This is a genomic window from Bradyrhizobium sp. YR681 (assembly GCF_000282615.1).
Lineage (GTDB): Bacteria > Pseudomonadota > Alphaproteobacteria > Rhizobiales > Xanthobacteraceae > Bradyrhizobium.
Genome location: NZ_AKIY01000192.1, coordinates 13,842 through 29,978, shown reverse-complemented (window position 1 = coordinate 29,978; position 16,137 = coordinate 13,842). Strand labels below are relative to the sequence as shown.

General features: G+C 63.8%; 12 protein-coding genes. 7 read left to right on the top strand and 5 right to left on the bottom strand.

Features of this window, described 5'->3' with window-relative positions; translation table 11 throughout:
- Positions 1-64 precede the first annotated feature (64 nt).
- The 3 genes from PMI42_RS16955 to PMI42_RS16945 all read left to right on the top strand — a co-directional run bounded on the left by PMI42_RS16955 (position 65) and on the right by PMI42_RS16945 (position 4,426).
- Positions 65-940: a hypothetical protein gene (locus PMI42_RS16955; protein WP_240535254.1), complete on the top strand. Its 876-nt coding sequence runs from the start codon at positions 65-67 to the stop codon at positions 938-940.
- 82 nt (positions 941-1,022) lie between these two features.
- On the top strand, positions 1,023-3,287 hold the full coding sequence (locus tag PMI42_RS39230; protein ID WP_008136212.1) for a DUF6418 domain-containing protein: 2,265 nt from the start codon (positions 1,023-1,025) through the stop codon (positions 3,285-3,287).
- A gap of 8 nt (positions 3,288-3,295) precedes the next feature.
- Complete coding sequence (locus PMI42_RS16945) at positions 3,296-4,426, top strand: HAD-IIIA family hydrolase (protein ID WP_008136211.1); 1,131 nt, start codon at positions 3,296-3,298, stop codon at positions 4,424-4,426.
- Here PMI42_RS16945 and pseF read toward each other — a convergent pair.
- The 5 genes from pseF to PMI42_RS16920 form a co-directional block, all read right to left on the bottom strand.
- Positions 4,423-5,112: a pseudaminic acid cytidylyltransferase gene (pseF, locus tag PMI42_RS16940; RefSeq protein WP_008136210.1), complete on the bottom strand. Its 690-nt coding sequence runs from the start codon at positions 5,110-5,112 to the stop codon at positions 4,423-4,425. The two genes, PMI42_RS16945 and pseF, sit on opposite strands and share 4 nt — an antisense overlap.
- The gene (pseC, locus tag PMI42_RS16935) at positions 5,109-6,290 is read right to left on the bottom strand and encodes a UDP-4-amino-4,6-dideoxy-N-acetyl-beta-L-altrosamine transaminase (RefSeq protein WP_008136208.1); all 1,182 of its coding nucleotides are present in this window, start codon (positions 6,288-6,290) and stop codon (positions 5,109-5,111) included. Before pseC ends, pseF begins: the two co-directional genes overlap by 4 nt.
- Positions 6,287-7,288, bottom strand: coding sequence for a UDP-N-acetylglucosamine 4,6-dehydratase (inverting) (pseB, locus tag PMI42_RS16930; protein ID WP_008136207.1), 1,002 nt, complete (start codon positions 7,286-7,288; stop codon positions 6,287-6,289). Before pseB ends, pseC begins: the two co-directional genes overlap by 4 nt.
- 121 nt (positions 7,289-7,409) lie before the next feature.
- Positions 7,410-9,662, bottom strand: coding sequence for an N-acetylneuraminate synthase family protein (locus tag PMI42_RS16925; RefSeq protein WP_008136205.1), 2,253 nt, complete (start codon positions 9,660-9,662; stop codon positions 7,410-7,412).
- Complete coding sequence (locus tag PMI42_RS16920; protein ID WP_008136204.1) at positions 9,659-10,348, bottom strand: acylneuraminate cytidylyltransferase family protein; 690 nt, start codon at positions 10,346-10,348, stop codon at positions 9,659-9,661. The genes PMI42_RS16925 and PMI42_RS16920 overlap by 4 nt, the downstream gene beginning before the upstream one ends.
- A gap of 207 nt (positions 10,349-10,555) precedes the next feature.
- Here PMI42_RS16920 and PMI42_RS16915 point away from each other — a divergent pair, with 207 nt between their 5' ends.
- From PMI42_RS16915 to PMI42_RS16900, 4 genes are read left to right on the top strand one after another with little or no spacing between them, the layout of a single operon-like run.
- A complete protein-coding gene (locus PMI42_RS16915; RefSeq protein WP_157195769.1) occupies positions 10,556-12,790 on the top strand; it encodes an acyltransferase family protein in 2,235 nt (744 codons plus the stop codon).
- Positions 12,791-12,829: 39 nt separating this feature from the next.
- Positions 12,830-14,467, top strand: a complete 1,638-nt coding sequence (locus PMI42_RS16910) for a carbamoyltransferase family protein (protein WP_008136200.1) — start codon at positions 12,830-12,832, stop codon at positions 14,465-14,467.
- A gap of 51 nt (positions 14,468-14,518) precedes the next feature.
- On the top strand, positions 14,519-15,340 hold the full coding sequence (locus tag PMI42_RS16905) for a hypothetical protein (RefSeq protein WP_157195768.1): 822 nt from the start codon (positions 14,519-14,521) through the stop codon (positions 15,338-15,340).
- The gene (locus tag PMI42_RS16900; protein WP_008136197.1) at positions 15,337-16,134 is read left to right on the top strand and encodes a hypothetical protein; all 798 of its coding nucleotides are present in this window, start codon (positions 15,337-15,339) and stop codon (positions 16,132-16,134) included. Before PMI42_RS16905 ends, PMI42_RS16900 begins: the two co-directional genes overlap by 4 nt.
- Positions 16,135-16,137 lie beyond the last annotated feature (3 nt).

Genomic DNA, 16,137 nt, shown 5'->3' with positions numbered 1-16,137 from the left:
CCCCTTGGCTGCGAGGGATGCGAAACTTATCACCGGCACGATTGGGTGGGGCAACATGGGATTGATGTCCAGAGCACTTTGGCACGTGAATCGGTCGCCGCTCCGGTGGGCCGTGAAGGCCGGCGTCAACACCTGGCATCTGAACGAGAAGCGCGAGCGGCGCCGCCAGGCGCAGTTGCTCAACGTGACCGCAGCCGAGCGTGCCAGGGCCGAGGACCTCAATCGGGACGGCTACGCGATCGTCACAGATTTGATCGATCCCAATATCCAGCAGCAGATCGCCGCAGCCGGTCAGGTGCGGCTTCAGAACATCGAAGCCGCGGAAGCAGGGCAGAACTCGACCTGGAAGAAGTTCTGGGTGCGGCTGCTCGACGCGGAGATGCAGGACGGCCAGCTCAGCGCCGACAACGTCTTCGTGCAGTATGCGCTCCAGGCGCCGGTCATCAACGTCGTGTCCGCGGCGCTCGGGGAAATCCCCTGGCTCGACTATGTCCTGTTGTCCTATTCGCGCTACACCGGCGAGGAACTCGCATCGTCGCAGCTCTGGCATCGCGACCATGACGACGTCCGGGTCATCAAGTTCTTCAGCTACCTGACCGACGTCGAAGAGGACGGCGACGGTCCCTTCACCTTCCTGCCGCGGCAGGCGACCGACAAGTTCGGCTATCCGCTGCTGTCGAGCCACTTCCCCGACGAGCAGGTGTTCAGCAAGGTGCCGCGCAGCGACATCAAGGTGATGAAGGCGCCGCGGCTGGCGGCGTTCATGGTCGACACGACCAAGTGCTTGCATATGGGAAGCCGGATGGGTCCGGGACATGGTCGCCTGCTGTACACCGCGACCTTCTTCTGCTTCCCGCGGATGGCACCGAAGCAAGCGCGGCGTCCCTTCTTCGCGACGCCTGATACGACCGGGCTCCAGAAGCTCGTCATGGGCATTTGAGTGCGCGCATCCCGGGTGAGCGTCTGACTGTCGGTTCGGCCCGGAGGGACCGGGCCGCCTCTGTTCGTCCATAGGGGAAGAAATGTCCGTTTCGTGGTGGTCGTTCGAGACCTTGCTTCCGGCGCTGCTGGACATCGTCGCGATCGGATTCATCCTGGCGGTCATGGCATGGATCGCAGTGAGCCGGCCCGGGCTCGTGATGATCGCTTTCCTGGTCCTCTTCGCCTTCGTCTGGCGGCTGATCTCGGTCTTTTACATCGACGCTTTCGGGCCGGTCTTCTCCGAGCAGTTGGAGCGGTATGTCGGCCCAGGTCTGGCTGCGCTGCCGTTCGTTGCGTCCCAGGCTCTCGTGATCGCGGCGCTCCTGGTGTCGTTCCGTCCGCAGCGGCTGCGGGCGCTCGCTTCCGGCACGCGCGGCGGGCTGGCCGCGATGCTGCCACCAGGCCGCTTCGATCTGTCCAATATCGCCTTTTGGACCGTGCTGGCCTATGTGCTCGGGCTCTGGATCGAACTGAGGCTGCGTGGGCCGATACCGTTGTTCGCCGGCATCGAGCGGTTCGACTATACGAGGCAATATGGTGGCCCGCTGCATCAGCGGCTGATCGAATGGGGCGCGATGCTGGCGTTCCAGCTCGGCCTGTTCATGACTATGCCGGCGATGCGCGGCCGCGGATTTGACCTGCGCTTTGCGGCGCTGTTCGGCGCTGTGCTGATCTACCTGTTCGTGGTGGGACACCGCTTCTCGTCGTTCTATGCCTATTCGTCGTTCTTCATCATTCCGGTCGGCGCCTTGCTGCTTCGGGAAGGCGCCGATCAACGCAGGTTCCCGCGGATCCTGCGTTACTTCGCCCTTGCGGCAGCCGGACTTGTCGCCCTGATCGTCGTCGCGTTGATTCACTCCTACACCGTCGTTCGCGGATCGGAGATCGACCAGCTGCGATTCAAGCTCACCCAGCGCATCCTGGTGCAGCAGGGGGAGATGTGGTGGGCCACCTATGAGCGGGTCTTCGTTCACGGCGACTGGAACGGTGCCCTCGCCATGTTCAAATTGTTCGTCGCACCGTTCAATCCGTCGTCCAATTCCACCATGCAATTCCTGATGGAGCAGTCGCTTCCGCTCGACCGGACATACACCCTGCTTACGCAGGGGCAGACCTACACCGGGGGATGGCCTGAAGTGCTGTTCGAAGTTGGTGGTCCCGTGGAAGGATTTTTCCTCGTTGCGGGTTCGGCCATATTGTTTTCCGAATTCATGTTCTTGCTGACGCGCTGCATGATCCAGGAGCGTTATGTCACTTGCTTTTTTCTGACGCCGATATTGTATGCGGTTTCGATCTGTGTCGTCTCGGGGATGGTGAACTCCTTCATCCAGGTCACCTTCATGGTGAAACTGGCGATGGCGGTTCTTGTCTACGTCATGGAGGACAGGTGGCGGGCAAGCCGGATGGCAGTGGCATTGTCGCCGAACTCAACTGATGTCGCGGCCGAAGTCGCGAGGAGCCACACCATGAACGACACGTCGGCTTCCATATCGAGCGTCGCCTATGTTGGCGGGATGCTTGCCAATTTCAACCAGACGGTCCGCTCGCGGCTGCCGCTGCTCATTGTGGGAACGCTGGTTGCGATGCTCGTCGTGTTCCTGGCGGATCGCGCGCGTGCCCCCCTCTACGTCGCGGAAGCCACGATGCGGCTCGGCCGGCTCGATGGCGCGGACGTCATGCAGGCGCAGTCGACGGCGATCCACATGGGTTCAGCCGCTTTCAAACGTCGCGTCGAGGACGCTATGCCCCCGTCATCGGGCGACGACAAGGGACAGGTTCTGGACAGCCTGAGCGTGCGGCCGCAGACGTTCGATCTTCTGTCGCTCTCCGTCTACGGCGCCAGCGAGCAGGCCGCGAACGCCGCCTTGCAGGCGGCCGTGCGTGTGCTGAACGCGGACCAGGAGAAGATTCGAACTCCCCTTCTTGCGGAGTTCAATATCCAGATGGCAATGGTCGAGGCCAATATCGCCAGCCTGATGAAGGTGCGCGAGTCGCTGGCGTCGGCGGATTCGATCTCGCCTTCGGCGTCGGCCGACCCCGCATCGCTGGCGCTGCGGCGAGTATGGCTGCTCGATCTCCAGGCGCGCAACGAAGAGAAGCTGGCGGCCGCAACCAACGACCGGCGTGCGCTTGCGACGCGGCTTGGGCCGTCCAAGAGCTTTCCAGCGGCGCTCAGCGACGATGTCACGATCAGGCAGGTTTCGCCGCGTCCGGTTCGCCACGCCTTCTTCGCCGGAGCAATTGTGTTGCTGGCGCTGCTGCTCTACACCATGCTGAGCAGGCCGAGCCTGGCCCGCACGCGCTAGGCGGGGCCATGGCAAAGCAGGCCGTCGTCCTGATCGGCAATGCGGATGCGCGACCCGGCGCTTTGGTGCAGCCGATTCCGGCACCGCTACAGGACGTCGCCGGCCGGCCGTTTCTCGACTATCTGCTCGACGAACTGTCACGCTATCCGACGATAGAAGAGATCCTCCTGCTCACAGGGCGGGACGTGGAAGACGTCGCCGAGCGCTATCATGGCAGGCGGTGGCGAGGCGCAAGCCTCTCGGTCGTGGCGGCGTCCTCCGACTGCGGCAGCGCCGGCGCGTTGACATATGCCGCGGAGCGATTGCAGGCGCGCTTCTACCTGCTGAATGGCTGCTCTCTGTTCCCCGTCAACCTGCTCGATCTCGCCAGCCATGCACATGCCTCCGCGGCCATCGCCCGGGTGGCGCTGAAGCCGGGCGCGAGTCTGCCTCCTGACGAGAGCAGCATCTACTGCCTGGATCGCAGGATCCTCGACTATGTCGGAGAGAGTTCAAGTTCGCTCGAAAGCCACGTCGTGCCGCGCCTGATCGCGGACGGGCAGCTCGAGGCCATCAGCGGTGGCGGCTTCTTCGTCGATGTCAGCGATCCCACCGGCCTCACCCACGCCCGGATCGAGCTGCCCGACAGGCTGCGGCGACCGGCGGTGTTCTTCGACCGCGACGGGGTCCTCAACGTCGACAAGGACTATCTCTACAAGATCGAGGATTTCGAATGGATGCCCGGTGCGCGCGAGGCGATCAGGCTCTGCAACGATTTCGGCTATTATGCTTTCGTCGTGACCAATCAGTCGGGCGTCGCGCGCGGCTATTATGGCATTGAGGACATTCACCGGCTGCACGACTGGATGAGCAGCGATCTGGCCGCGATCGGCGCCCATGTCGACGACTTCCAGTATTGTCCGTATCACGAGGAGGGAACGGTCGAGGCGTATCGCCGCGTGAGCGACCGGCGCAAGCCAGCTCCCGGCATGATCCTGGATTGCATCAAGTCCTGGCCGGTGCGGATCGAGGGCAGCCTGCTCGTCGGCGACAACATGCGCGATATCGAGGCGGCCGCGGCCGCGGGGATACCCGGACATCTGTTCCGGGAAGGCGACCTCGCCGCATTCCTCCGTCCGCTGCTCGCAGCCGAGAGCTAGCCCCGGTTGATCGCGCGGAACATGTATTCCGCCTGCTCCCAGTCCTCGACGGTGTCGATGTCCTGCACGAGATGCCGCGGCAGCACGAGCCCGATGGAGCGCTCGGAGAAGATCGGCACGTCCTCGAGGAAGGCGGCCGCCGTGCCCCAGTAGAACTGGCCGGCGTCGTGATAGGCCGGCTCCAGGTCCTGCGACCGCGTGAGGCGGTGCTCGGGGTGAAACGGATCGACGCGTCCGGCGGAGGTCATGCGCAGGGCGCGCTGGATCGGAAATGCGTAGCTGGTCACCGAGAATGCGAAGGCGGCGTCGGAGCCGGTGAGGGCGTCATAAGCCTCGCGCAGGAAGCGGGCCTGGATCAGCGGTGCGGTCGCGTAGATGCAGCAGACATGGGTGACGGCGTCACCGCGTTCGATGAACCAGGTGACGGCGTGCTTGACGACCGCTGAAGTCCCGGTGTGGTCGTCGGAGATCTCCTTCGGCCGCACAAAGGGCGCGGTCGCGCCGAACTGGCGCGCCACCTCGGCGATCTCAGCGTCATCAGTGGAGACGATGATTTCGTCGAACAGGCCGCTCGCCTGCGCCGCCTCGATCGAATAGGCGATGATGGGCTTGCCGCAGAACGGGCGGATGTTCTTGCGCGGGATGCGCTTGCTGCCGCCGCGGGCGGGGATGACGGCGATCTTCACGCGAGGATCTTGGTGAGCGCCGCGACGACGGTGTCCTGCTCGGCATCCGTCATTTTCGAGAACAGCGGCAGCGTGATGGCGTCCTGGTAGTAGCTCTCGGCCTCCGGGAACATGCCGATCTTGAAGCCCAGGCGCTGATAATAGGGCTGGGTGTGCACGGGGATGTAGTGGACGTTGACGCCGATGCCGGCGGCACGCAGCGCCTCGAACACCTGACGCCGGCTGAGCTTGATCTCGTTGCGCCGGAGCCGGATCACGTAGAGATGCCAGGCCGAGTTCGTGTCCGGATGCTGCCACGGGCAGGTCACCGGCAGCTTTGCCAGCAGGCGATCGTAGCGCGCCGCGAGCTCGCGCCGGCGTTCGACGAACGCATCGAGCCGATTGAGCTGGCTGCTGCCGAGCGCGGCCTGGATGTCGGTCATGCGGTAGTTCAGCCCGAGCTCGATCTGCTCATACATCCAGGGACCGTGCTGGTCCTCGTTCGAGCGCCGCTCGTCGGCTGTGGGGGGTGACTGCATCGGGCGAATGATGCCGTGGCTGCGCAGATAGGAGAGCCGCTCGGCGAGCTTCGGCGCGTTGGTCATCAGCATGCCGCCTTCGCCGGTCGTGATGATCTTGACCGGATGGAAGCTGAACACCGTGACGTCGCTGAGGGCGCCGTCGCCGACCTTGCGTCCGCGGTAGTCGCCGCCGACCGCGTGCGAGGCATCCTCGATGATGTGGAAGCCGTAGCGGTCCGCGAGCGCGCGGATCGCCACCATCTCGCACGATTGTCCGGCGAAATGCACGGGCACCACCACCTTCGGGAGACGGCCTGTGGCTTCCGCCTGGGCGAGCTTTTCGGTCAATGCCGCAACGCTCATATTGTAGGTGCGCGGATCGATATCGACGAAGTCGACGCTGGCGCCGCAATAGAGCGCGCAATTGGCTGATGCCACGAACGTGTTCGGAACGGTCCACAGCATGTCGCCCGGCCCGAGATCGAGCGCGAGGCAGGCAATGTGGAGCGCGGCGGTCGCATTCGAGACGGCGATGCCGTGGGCCGAACCGCAATATGTCGCCAGTGCCTGCTCGAAACGAGGCCCGGCCTGTCCCTGGGTCAGCCAGTCCGAGGTCAGGATGTCCCTGACCGCGTCGATGTCCTCGGCAGAGATATCCTGGCGCCCGTACGGTATCATTGGACCGCTATCTTGTTGAACTCTCTGATCTCGGCGACGTCGAGGAAGTGATCGTTCCGGCCGGAATTGTACTCGAAGCCGTCCGATACCGGCTCACCATGTTCGCCAATCTGGTTGGTGAGGTAGTCGACGTCGCGGCGGAAGAACTTGATCGTCGGCTTGATCACGAAGTGATCGTCGAATTTCAGCGTCAGATGCGAATCGTCGGTCGGGCACATGACCTCGTGCAGCTTCTCGCCCGGCCGGATGCCGATCACGCGGGTCGGCAGGTTCGGCGCCATCGCGGCCGCAAGGTCAGGGATGCGCACAGAGGGGATCATCGGCACGAAGATCTCGCCGCCCGACATGCGTTCGAAGCTCTTGATCACGAAGTCGACGCCCTGTTGCAGGGTGATCCAGAACCGCGTCATGCGCGGGTCGGTGATCGGCAAATGATCGGCGCCCTCGGCAATCAGCTTGTTGAACAGCGGCACGATCGAGCCACGCGAGCCGACCACGTTGCCGTAGCGGACTACGGCGAACGAGGTGCGATGGCCGCCGGCCATGTTGTTGGCGGCGATGAACAGCTTGTCGGAGGCGAGCTTGGTCGCGCCATAGAGGTTGATCGGCTGGGCCGCCTTGTCGGTCGAGAGCGCGACGACCTTTTCGACGTTGGCCTCGAGCGCCGCCTGGATCACGTTCTCGGCGCCATGGACGTTGGTCTTGATGCACTCCATGGGATTGTATTCGGCAGCCGGAACCTGCTTCAGCGCCGCCGCATGGATCACGAAGTCGATCCCCTTCATGGCGGTGCGCAGGCGCTCGCCGTCGCGCACGTCGCCAATGAAGTAGCGCATCACCGGCTGGTCGAAATCCTGCTGCATCTCGTATTGCTTCAGCTCGTCACGCGAATAGACCACGACGCGACGCGGCTTGTAGTTCTTGAGGAGGCCGGCGACGAACTTCTTGCCGAACGAGCCCGTGCCTCCGGTGATCAGTACAGATCTTTCGTCAAACATGAGCGTTTACGGCAGCTTGCGGTGTGATGTCGGGGAACGGCGGCCTGTTAACACAGGCACCCCCGGTAGTCCATGGTCAAGTCTGCCGACAACCAGCGAAGGGGCGGGCGCGGCATCGGATTCACCGGTCCTCGAAGCTCGACAGGCGCTGCAGCGCGACGCGAAACCCTTCGCCGTCGTTCTCGTGTCCCTGCCAGATTTCCGGGATGAACGAGGCCTGCGGCGCCTGCCGGTTCAGCACCCGGAACACGTTGCCGAAATCGATCTCGCCTTCGCCGATCTGGAGGCCCTCGCCGTCGACGCCGCGGGCGTCGGCCATGTGGACATGGGCGACGAAAGTGCCGATCTCTTCCATGAACTCGTCGAACGACCAGCGGTTCTCGGTGCATGCGAGCTGGGAATGCGAGGTGTCGAAGCAGATGCGCAGCCCGAGCTCGCGGCAGCTGCGCGCGATGTCGTCGCTGGAGACGAACAGATTGTGATAGCGTTGGCCGCCGAAATGCCAGGGATAGGGCGGCATGGTCTGCGGCCAAAGCTCGACCGCGGGATCGGCGAGCTCGCGGACGCTGGCACGCAAATGCGCCTCGCGAACCCCTCGTTCCTCGGCGGTCAGGAAGCGCGTGGACGAGAAGCCGCCGACATTGCAGATGATGCCGACCGGGCCGTCGTTGCGGAAGCGCTGCGCCAGCGCCTTGGTCTTGGCGATGACGCGCTTCATCTCCGCGATCGATCGTGTGCGATACTCATCGTCCGGTATCGTCAGGTCGAGCACGTGGTCGCCCTCGAACAGCTCCGGCGCGTGCACGATCAGGCCGCACTCATAGCTGTCGGCAAGAAAGTCGGAATCGTTGATGCCGAGGTCGCGATAGCTCAGGTGAAACTCGACGAAATCGGGGCTGATCGCCGCGATCAGCTTGTCGGCGTCGCGATGGCGCACCGGAACGCCCCAGGGCCGCCTGAAGTTGATCTGCCCGCCGGCGGAGAGCTCGCCGAGTTCCGAGATATCGGATGGATAGAGCGGCGTCTGCGCCGGGATCGCGCGCGGCGACTTCAGTCCGATCACCTCGTCGATGCGGTTCGGTGACAGGCCCTGGCCCGGGCTGCGGATCTCGATCATCTCGCGCGTGATCGTCGCGCCGGCCTCGATGTTCTCGACCGCGAAGATCGATTTGCCGAGGCTGATGCGGTTGGCCTTCTCACCCTGGCTGAGAATGCGCGGCAGCGCGGTGCCGAGCGAATCCTCGACCTGGCGCACGCCTTCGACCATGCGCTTGAATTCATGCGGCAGCAGGCTGACCTTGTGGTCGTTGCCTTCCTGGTCGCGCGCCAGCGTGAAATGCTTCTCGATCAGGCGCCCGCCCATCGCGACTGCTGCGACCGACACGAAGACGTCGCGCTCGTGCCCGGAATAGCCGACCACGCTCTCGCACAGCTCCTGGAGGCGCAGCATGTATTTCAGGTTGATGTCGCGGAACGGCGCCGGATAGGTCGAGTTGCAGTGGAGCATGACGTACTCCGCGCCCGACGTCTGGAGCAGCTTCACGGTCTCGCGGATCTCGTCCTCGGTCGACATGCCGGTCGAGCAGATGATCGGGATCCGCTGGTCGACGATGTGGCGCAGCAGCTCGTGATTGGTGAGGTCGGCGGACGCGGTCTTGATCGCCTTCAATCCATAGGCGCGGCATTTGTCCGCACTGTTGACGTCGAAGGCGGTGCAGAGCGGCTCCATGCCGAGCGAAGCCGAATAGTCGAAGCAGCGATACAGCTCCTCGTCGCTGAGCTGGAAGCGGTCGAGCAGGTCGAGCACATATTCGGTGCCGAGATCCTCGCTCTGGCCCTTGGTGCGCTTGCCGTAGAGGCCGGCCATGTCGCGCATCTGGAATTTCGCGGCATCCGCGCCGGCTTCCGCCGCCGCCTTGATCAGGGCGAAGGCGGCCTCCAGGCTGCCATTGTGGTTGTTGCCGATCTCCGCGATCAGGAAGGTCGGGTTCTCCTCCGCAATGGTGCGGCCGCCGATCCGGATGCCTTCGCCGGGATGACGCTGGCGGGCGACGCCGACGACGTGGCGCTCGGCGTCGACCAGAGGCACGTAGAGGACATCGCGCAAGAGCCGATTGGCAGTCTCACGGTCGCCGGCAACCGCGCTGCGGACGCGGCGGTTGCAGAGGTCGCCGACCGCGGCCTGCACGCCGGAGGCGGCGCCTGCGCCGATCCAGCGGATGATGTCGCCGTTCGAGAGGCTGCCGAGCAGCCGGCCGCTGCCGTCGACGCAGAACACGATCTCGCGCCGGTTCGCCGCGACCTTGCTCGCCGCCTCCTGGATCGAGGCGTCCTCGTGGACCAGATAGCTCTGAAGGTCTCTGTCGATGATCATCTTGCGATGTTCCTGCGGAACGCGGCTTCGAGCGTCTCCCAATCGGAGAGCTCGTCGAGCTCGATGCTCGCGCTCTCATCCATTTCGTGGACGGCGATCTTGCCGTGCAGGCGCGCGCTGCCGGCGCGCAGACGATCCACGGTCGAAATGTAGAATGCGCCGTTCTCCATCAGCGTGCCGTTCCATTGCTGGCGCAGCGGGCGCCTCGCCGGATCGTAGTTGATCGGCGTGCCGTCGTCATTCCAGAAGAACCGCCGGGTCCGGACGCAGGTGAGAAGCGAATCGGCGCCGCTGGCGAGCAGCCGGGAGATGGCCTCCGTAACGTCGCGGCTGGTCGTCTGCGGGCTCGTGACCTGCGCGGTCACCAGATATTTTTCCGAGATGTCGCGGGAGGCGATCAGGTCGTAGATCGCCTCCTCTGTGGTCGCGCTGTCCGTCGCCAGATGCGCGGGACGGGGATGGACGATGATCCGGGCATCGACGGATCTCACCACCGCCGCGATCTCCTCGCTGTCGGTCGACACGAACACCCGCGAGATAAAGTCGCAGCCGAGCAGGGCTCTCAGCGTCCAGGCGCACAGCGGCGCACCGCAAAACGGCTTGATGTTCTTGCCCGGAATGGACTTTGAGCCCCCGCGCAAGGGAACCAGTGCCGCAATGCTCTGCTTGCCGGGCGACGCGTTCATTGAATCAACGTTCATCCATGCCAGGCTGGATCGCCGGGGAGAGCAGATTGGTGATCTCGGCGAATGCTCACACGGGCTGTCTGCCGATGCCGCGTCTGCCCCGTTGGCGGGCCGAAAAACCGGAGGTATTTCCAGCCCTTATCCCCCGTGACGAGCTGCTCGACCGACCCCGTCCGGGAGTTGCTAGATACGGCACAGGGCAGCATCATGCAAGGTTTCCGGCAGTGGCGGAGGGCGGCCTTGTGTGCTAGCGGCAGGCCGCCGCGGGACCGTCATGGAGCGACGCGGGACCAACTCGTCCCGGAGCGCCGGGTTGCGGAACCCTCAATTGGCTCACCCTTGGGACGGGCGCGCGTGCAGGCAGCAGAAAATCTCCTCAAGCCCCGGTTTCCCTTCGCGGCGGCACGTCAGGCCCCGCGGGCGGATTCCGGCGTGGGCCCGGTCCAGTTCGTCACGATCTTCGCCCTGACGATGTCGGCGGTGTCGGCCGTGACCTGTACGGTCGTGCGCGGACCTTTGGGCGGCCCGCACTGGCTCGCCTTCGCCAAGGCCTTCCTGCTGCTGGCCGCGATGGTTTCCGCGGTGATCCTGACGCTATCCTTGGTGGAGCGGCATGGCCGGTCCTATGCCGTGGTCCCCATGGCCGCGCTGGCCACGCTGTTTCTGCCATGCCTGGTCGTGCCGCTCGGGTGGGCCGCCGACCTGCTCATCGATCCGATTCTGCTCGCTCTTGCGTTTGCAGGCATCCGGCAGACCGTCCTCGGCGCACGCGCCTCGCCTTGGCGCTCCAGGCTGCCGGCGGTCGGTCTCGGCGTGCTTGCAAGTCTCGGTTATTTCCTGGTGATCAATGCACGTGGCCTCGCCACGGTGCTCTCGCCCGAGCAGGCCGCCGTCGGCGTCCAGAACCTGGACACGCTGTTCCATGCCGCGATCGCCAACATGATCGTCAAGCACGGCGCGGTCAGCATGGGCATGGATGGGTTCGTGCCGGTCACCTATCACTTCCTCTCGCATATCTGGCTTGGTTGTCTCGGGCAGTGGTTCGGCAGCGGCACCTACCAGGCTTATTTCATCGGAGCGCAGGTTGCTGCGGTCCCCATGTTGTTCTTCAGCCTGTTCCTCGCCACCCATCTGCTCCGCCCGCGCGAGACGCGGCTCCGCTCCAGCGAACTGCTCGTGCTCGCTCCGCTCTTCCTGCTGTTCTGCACGGAGATGTGGAACATATCGTCCTACTTGATTTCGGAATCCTATTTCCTTGCCGCGATCATCTTCCTGCTGGGTCTGCCGCTGCTCGGGGAAATCTCGAGAACCGCGAGGCGCCGCCGGCTCTGCATTCAGGCCGCGTGCGTTGCCGTGATCGGGCTCCTGATGGAGATGTCGAAGGTATCCGTCGGCGTGGTCTTTCTGCCTGCAGCCGGATACATGCTGCTTCGGCAATTTGCACTCAGTCCGAAGGCGTTGCTGATGCTGGGGACGGCATCCGTCGTTCTGGCCGCTTTGGGCGCCTGGATCATCTTCAGGATGATGGGTGGAAGCCTGGCAATGATCGATCCGCTCAACTTCCTCTGGGAGTATCCCGAGGCGGCCTGGCCATCTCTCGTGGCAAATGTCGTGCTGCTCTGCGCCGCCCTCGCGGTGTGGATCGCGGGGGCGCGGTCCGATCGGCGCTGTGCCGAGGCCTTTGGAATCATGGCGATCGCGGCCTGCGTTCCCAGTCTGCTGCTGGTCATACCGGGCGCGTCGGCCTACTACTTCATCCATGTGGGGACGTTCGCCGTGGTCGTCTTTCTTGTCGCCTATGCCGGCCCCTGGCTCGAGCGCAAGGTGCCCAACCTGTTCCGGCCGGAGCTCCTCGTTGCCGCCCTCGTGCTCGTGACGATCGACACGCCGCAGAAGATCAGGAGTCCCGTCGTCGTCGGCGAGGCATTGGCGGAGATCGCGCAGCGCGCCAGTGGCTATCTCGGCAATGCCACCGATGTGGGAGGAGCGACGTGGCGCCGCCTCGTCGCGCTTCTGGTTCCGGCCGGCAGCACGCGCGGTGCGCTCGCGGCCGACGTGGCGCGCGTGCCGCGCGCTCAATCGGTCAAGACGCTGCTGGACGCGGGACTTGCCGAAACCCCGCGCAGCGCGGTGTTCGTGCCGCCGGAGAACAAGCTGTTCTGGTCGTATCTGCAGGATTGCCGCACTGCCTCGCTGTTCATTCCCGCGGTGCTCGGCGCGCCGATGATCAGGGGGCTCAGTCCCCAGGAACCCGCGTGCCGCAACGAACCCAATTACGGTTTTCTCGCCTACGGGGCCGACTCCGTATCCCAGCCCAGCACGGACGAGGAGCTCTGTACCCACGCAACCCGATGGGGATTGCGCACGGTGTTCGTCCTCGCGACGCCGACCGAGGCGCGCAGGATCGATTGCAGCGCAAACGCTGCGCCATTTCACAAGTGAGGGCGGTTCCTATAGAACGCGTCCCAGAGGTATGAACGCATGTATGTGATCGGTATCAGCTCGGGCATCAAGCACGGCCACCATGATGGCGCGGCGGTGCTGCTGCGTGACGGCGAGTTGATCGCGGCCGCCGAGGAGGAACGCTTCACGCTCGCCAAGCATGCGCGTGGCGAGCTGCCGCGCGGGGCAATCGGCTTCTGCCTGAAGCAGGCCGGCATCACCATGCGCGACGTCGACTGGATCTGCTCGCCGCTGAAGACCTATACCAACTACACCCAGCGTCTCACCGAGTACTTCAGGTATCAGTTCGGACACAGCCCGAAGATCGAGCTTTACGACCATCACCTCTGCCACGCCGCGAGCTCGTTCTACGGCTCCGGCTTTTCCGAGGCGACGGTCGCCTGCTTCGATTTCTCGGGCGATTCCAGCTCCGGCCTCGTTGCCCATGCGCGCGGAAACGATTTTCGCGTGCTGACGCGGTTCGCCCGCCACAACAGTCTCGGTCTCTATTACGGGATGCTGACGCAGTATCTCGGCTATCAGATGACCAATGACGAGTACAAGGTCATGGGCCTGTCGTCCTATGGCAGCCCCGACTATCTCGACAAGTTCGCAAAGCTGCTGCGTCCGAACGGCATCGACTACGAGCTCGATCCCGAGCTCGACAAGCGCCGGCGCGACGCCGAGATTTTCACCAGCGACTTCTCGACGCGGCAGGAGCGCATCTTCACCGAGAAGATGGAGGAGATTCTTGGTCCGCGGCGCCTGCGTGGCGCGCCGCTCGACCAGCGGCTGACCAATATCGCCGCGAGCGGCCAGAAGCAGCTCGAGATCGTCGCCACCGAGGTGATCCGTTCCGCGATTGCCGAGACCGGCTGCGGCGACGTCTGTATCGCCGGCGGCGTCGGGCTGAACTGCAAGATGAACATGGAGATCGCGGCCGAGCCGTCCGTGAAGCGCCTCTACGTTCCGCCGGTGCCGCACGATGCGGGCGTCGCACTGGGCGCTGCGATGATGAAATGCGCCGAGGCCGGCCACACGATCGGGCCGCTGACCCACGCCTATTGGGGGCCGGAATATTCCAACGACACGATCCGGGAGACGCTGGACAAGATCGGCGCGAAGTTCGAGCTGCTCGACGATCCCGTGTCGCGCTGCGTCGGCGATTTGACGGACCAGAAGACCGTGGGCTGGTTCCAGGGCCGGATGGAGTACGGCCCGCGCGCGCTCGGCAACCGTTCCATCCTGGCCGATCCGCGCCACGCCGGCATGAAGGACCGCATCAACCTCACGATCAAATATCGCGAGGAGTTCCGTCCGTTCTGCCCGTCGGTGCTGTATGAGCGCCAGGCCGAATATTTCGAGGAGACGTTCGACGCGCCCTTCATGGTGGTGACGTTCCCGGTCAACCAGAAGGTCGCCGAGACCATGCCGGCGGTGGTCCATGTCGACAACACCGCGCGCATCCAGAGCGTCCATGCGGACAGCAACCCGCTCTACAGCCGCCTGATCGGCGAGTTCGCGAAAGCGACCTCGTTGCCGGTCCTGATCAATACCAGCCTCAACATCAACGAGCAGCCGACCGTCAACGCGCCGCTGGAAGCGCTGCACACCTATTTCTGCTCGGGTCTGGACGTGTTGTATCTGGGCAACTATCGGCTCTCGAAATCGAGCTAGGAGCCTTCGCCGGCGCCATCCGCAGTCCCCAGTGAGGCGACGAATTGGGGGTTGTACGCGGAATGGTTGCGGGCTAGTTTTCTGCTGTTTCTTGATCAACTTAGGGACCTCCGCGTGGCGCAACGAAGACTGCTGATCCCGTCACTTGCCGCGCTCGGACAAGAAGCGGGCTTCGTGATAAACGTTCCGCTCGACCTGATCAGGATCAGGACCTTCCAGGGTGGCAAGCTCGCCGCGGTTGCGGAGTCCAAGCCGGATCGCGCCGTGAGGATGTGGCGGTCGCAATGGGCGCCGGAACTTGTCGCCACTGCCGACGAGATCAATACGGTCGAACTGATCGGCGAGGGGCTTTCCGATTTAGAAGGCGAAATCGCCTTTCGCAGCGACGATCAGCAGATTGCCGTTCTGACAGGAATGGTGCCGCTCCGCGATCCCGGTTTCAAGTTTTCGCCGATCCTGCATCAGGCCCACTACAACGTTCTGATGCCGAATTGCGAAACCTATGTCGTCCTCGTCAATCTCGCCTGCGAGAGTGACGTGCCGGTGCGGCCGAACAAGCTTCAGGTCGAGATCAGAAATCTCGCCGCGGAGGTGATGGCCGTGACCGAGATCGAGGCCAGTCTTAATACGACCTACCTGCTTCCGATCGGCGAGCTTGCGCGTCGGAACGGCGTGGTGCCGGAGCAGGGATTGTCGCTGCGCATTCGCGGCGGTGCGAGCCAGTTTGCGGTCTTTACCGTGTTTCGCAATCTCTCCAGTGGTGCTCTCGGTATCGAGCATTCGCTGCCGCCGATCTATTTCACCGAGGCGCCGTTCAACCCCGTTCTGAGGTCGCACTATCAGAAGGCCGCCTTTGGAGATCTGAAGATATGACCAGCTTGATTCCGAGGGCTCTGGCGCGCGCCGGGCGCATGGTCGATGCGGCGCACATGAAGCTGAAGAAGAAGCATCCGGGTGTATTCGGATCGCCGATCCGTCAGAACATGGTGCAGCTCTACCGGCATGATGGCGATTTCGACACCGTCATCAGCATTCCGCATCATCTGAGCTTTCTGGCGCCCGACACCAACATCGACATCATCTACGGCATCAAGGCGTTCGACCGGAATGGCGGTCTCGTTGCATTTCGCAAGCACCGGGTGAAGCATTTCGAGACGCTTCAGAAGCCGATCTCCGAGTTGCTCGGCCGCGAGCCGGACGAGCACGGCATGTTTTCGGTCTCGTGCCATTACAGCTCGCCCTCGGGAATCGAATTTCTCGGGATGACCTCGCCGCAATTCATGACGATCTTCATGCCGCGCAGCGAACGCGGTGCGCCGCAGATTACGCATTCGCACAAATACATGGACCAGTTTCCGCCGCTCAAATCCAAATTCGTGCGCAGCTCGGCGCTGGTCGAAGGCGACCGGAATCTGACCGGCATCAGCTATTTCATCATGAACTCCAGCCAGGTCACCGCCAACGCGAACCTGATGCTGACCGGACCGTCGAACTCCTTCGCGCACGCCGTCAAGCTCAATGCGCATGGTGCAGCGCGGATCGACTTCGATGCCAGGGGGGAAGGGCCGTTCACGCTCGCCTGCGAATGGGACCGCGTGGTCAATCACCGCAAGCCGATCGCGTTCAGGCGGTTCTCGTCGGGCCTCGTCACAGCTGCGCACTCATAGCGA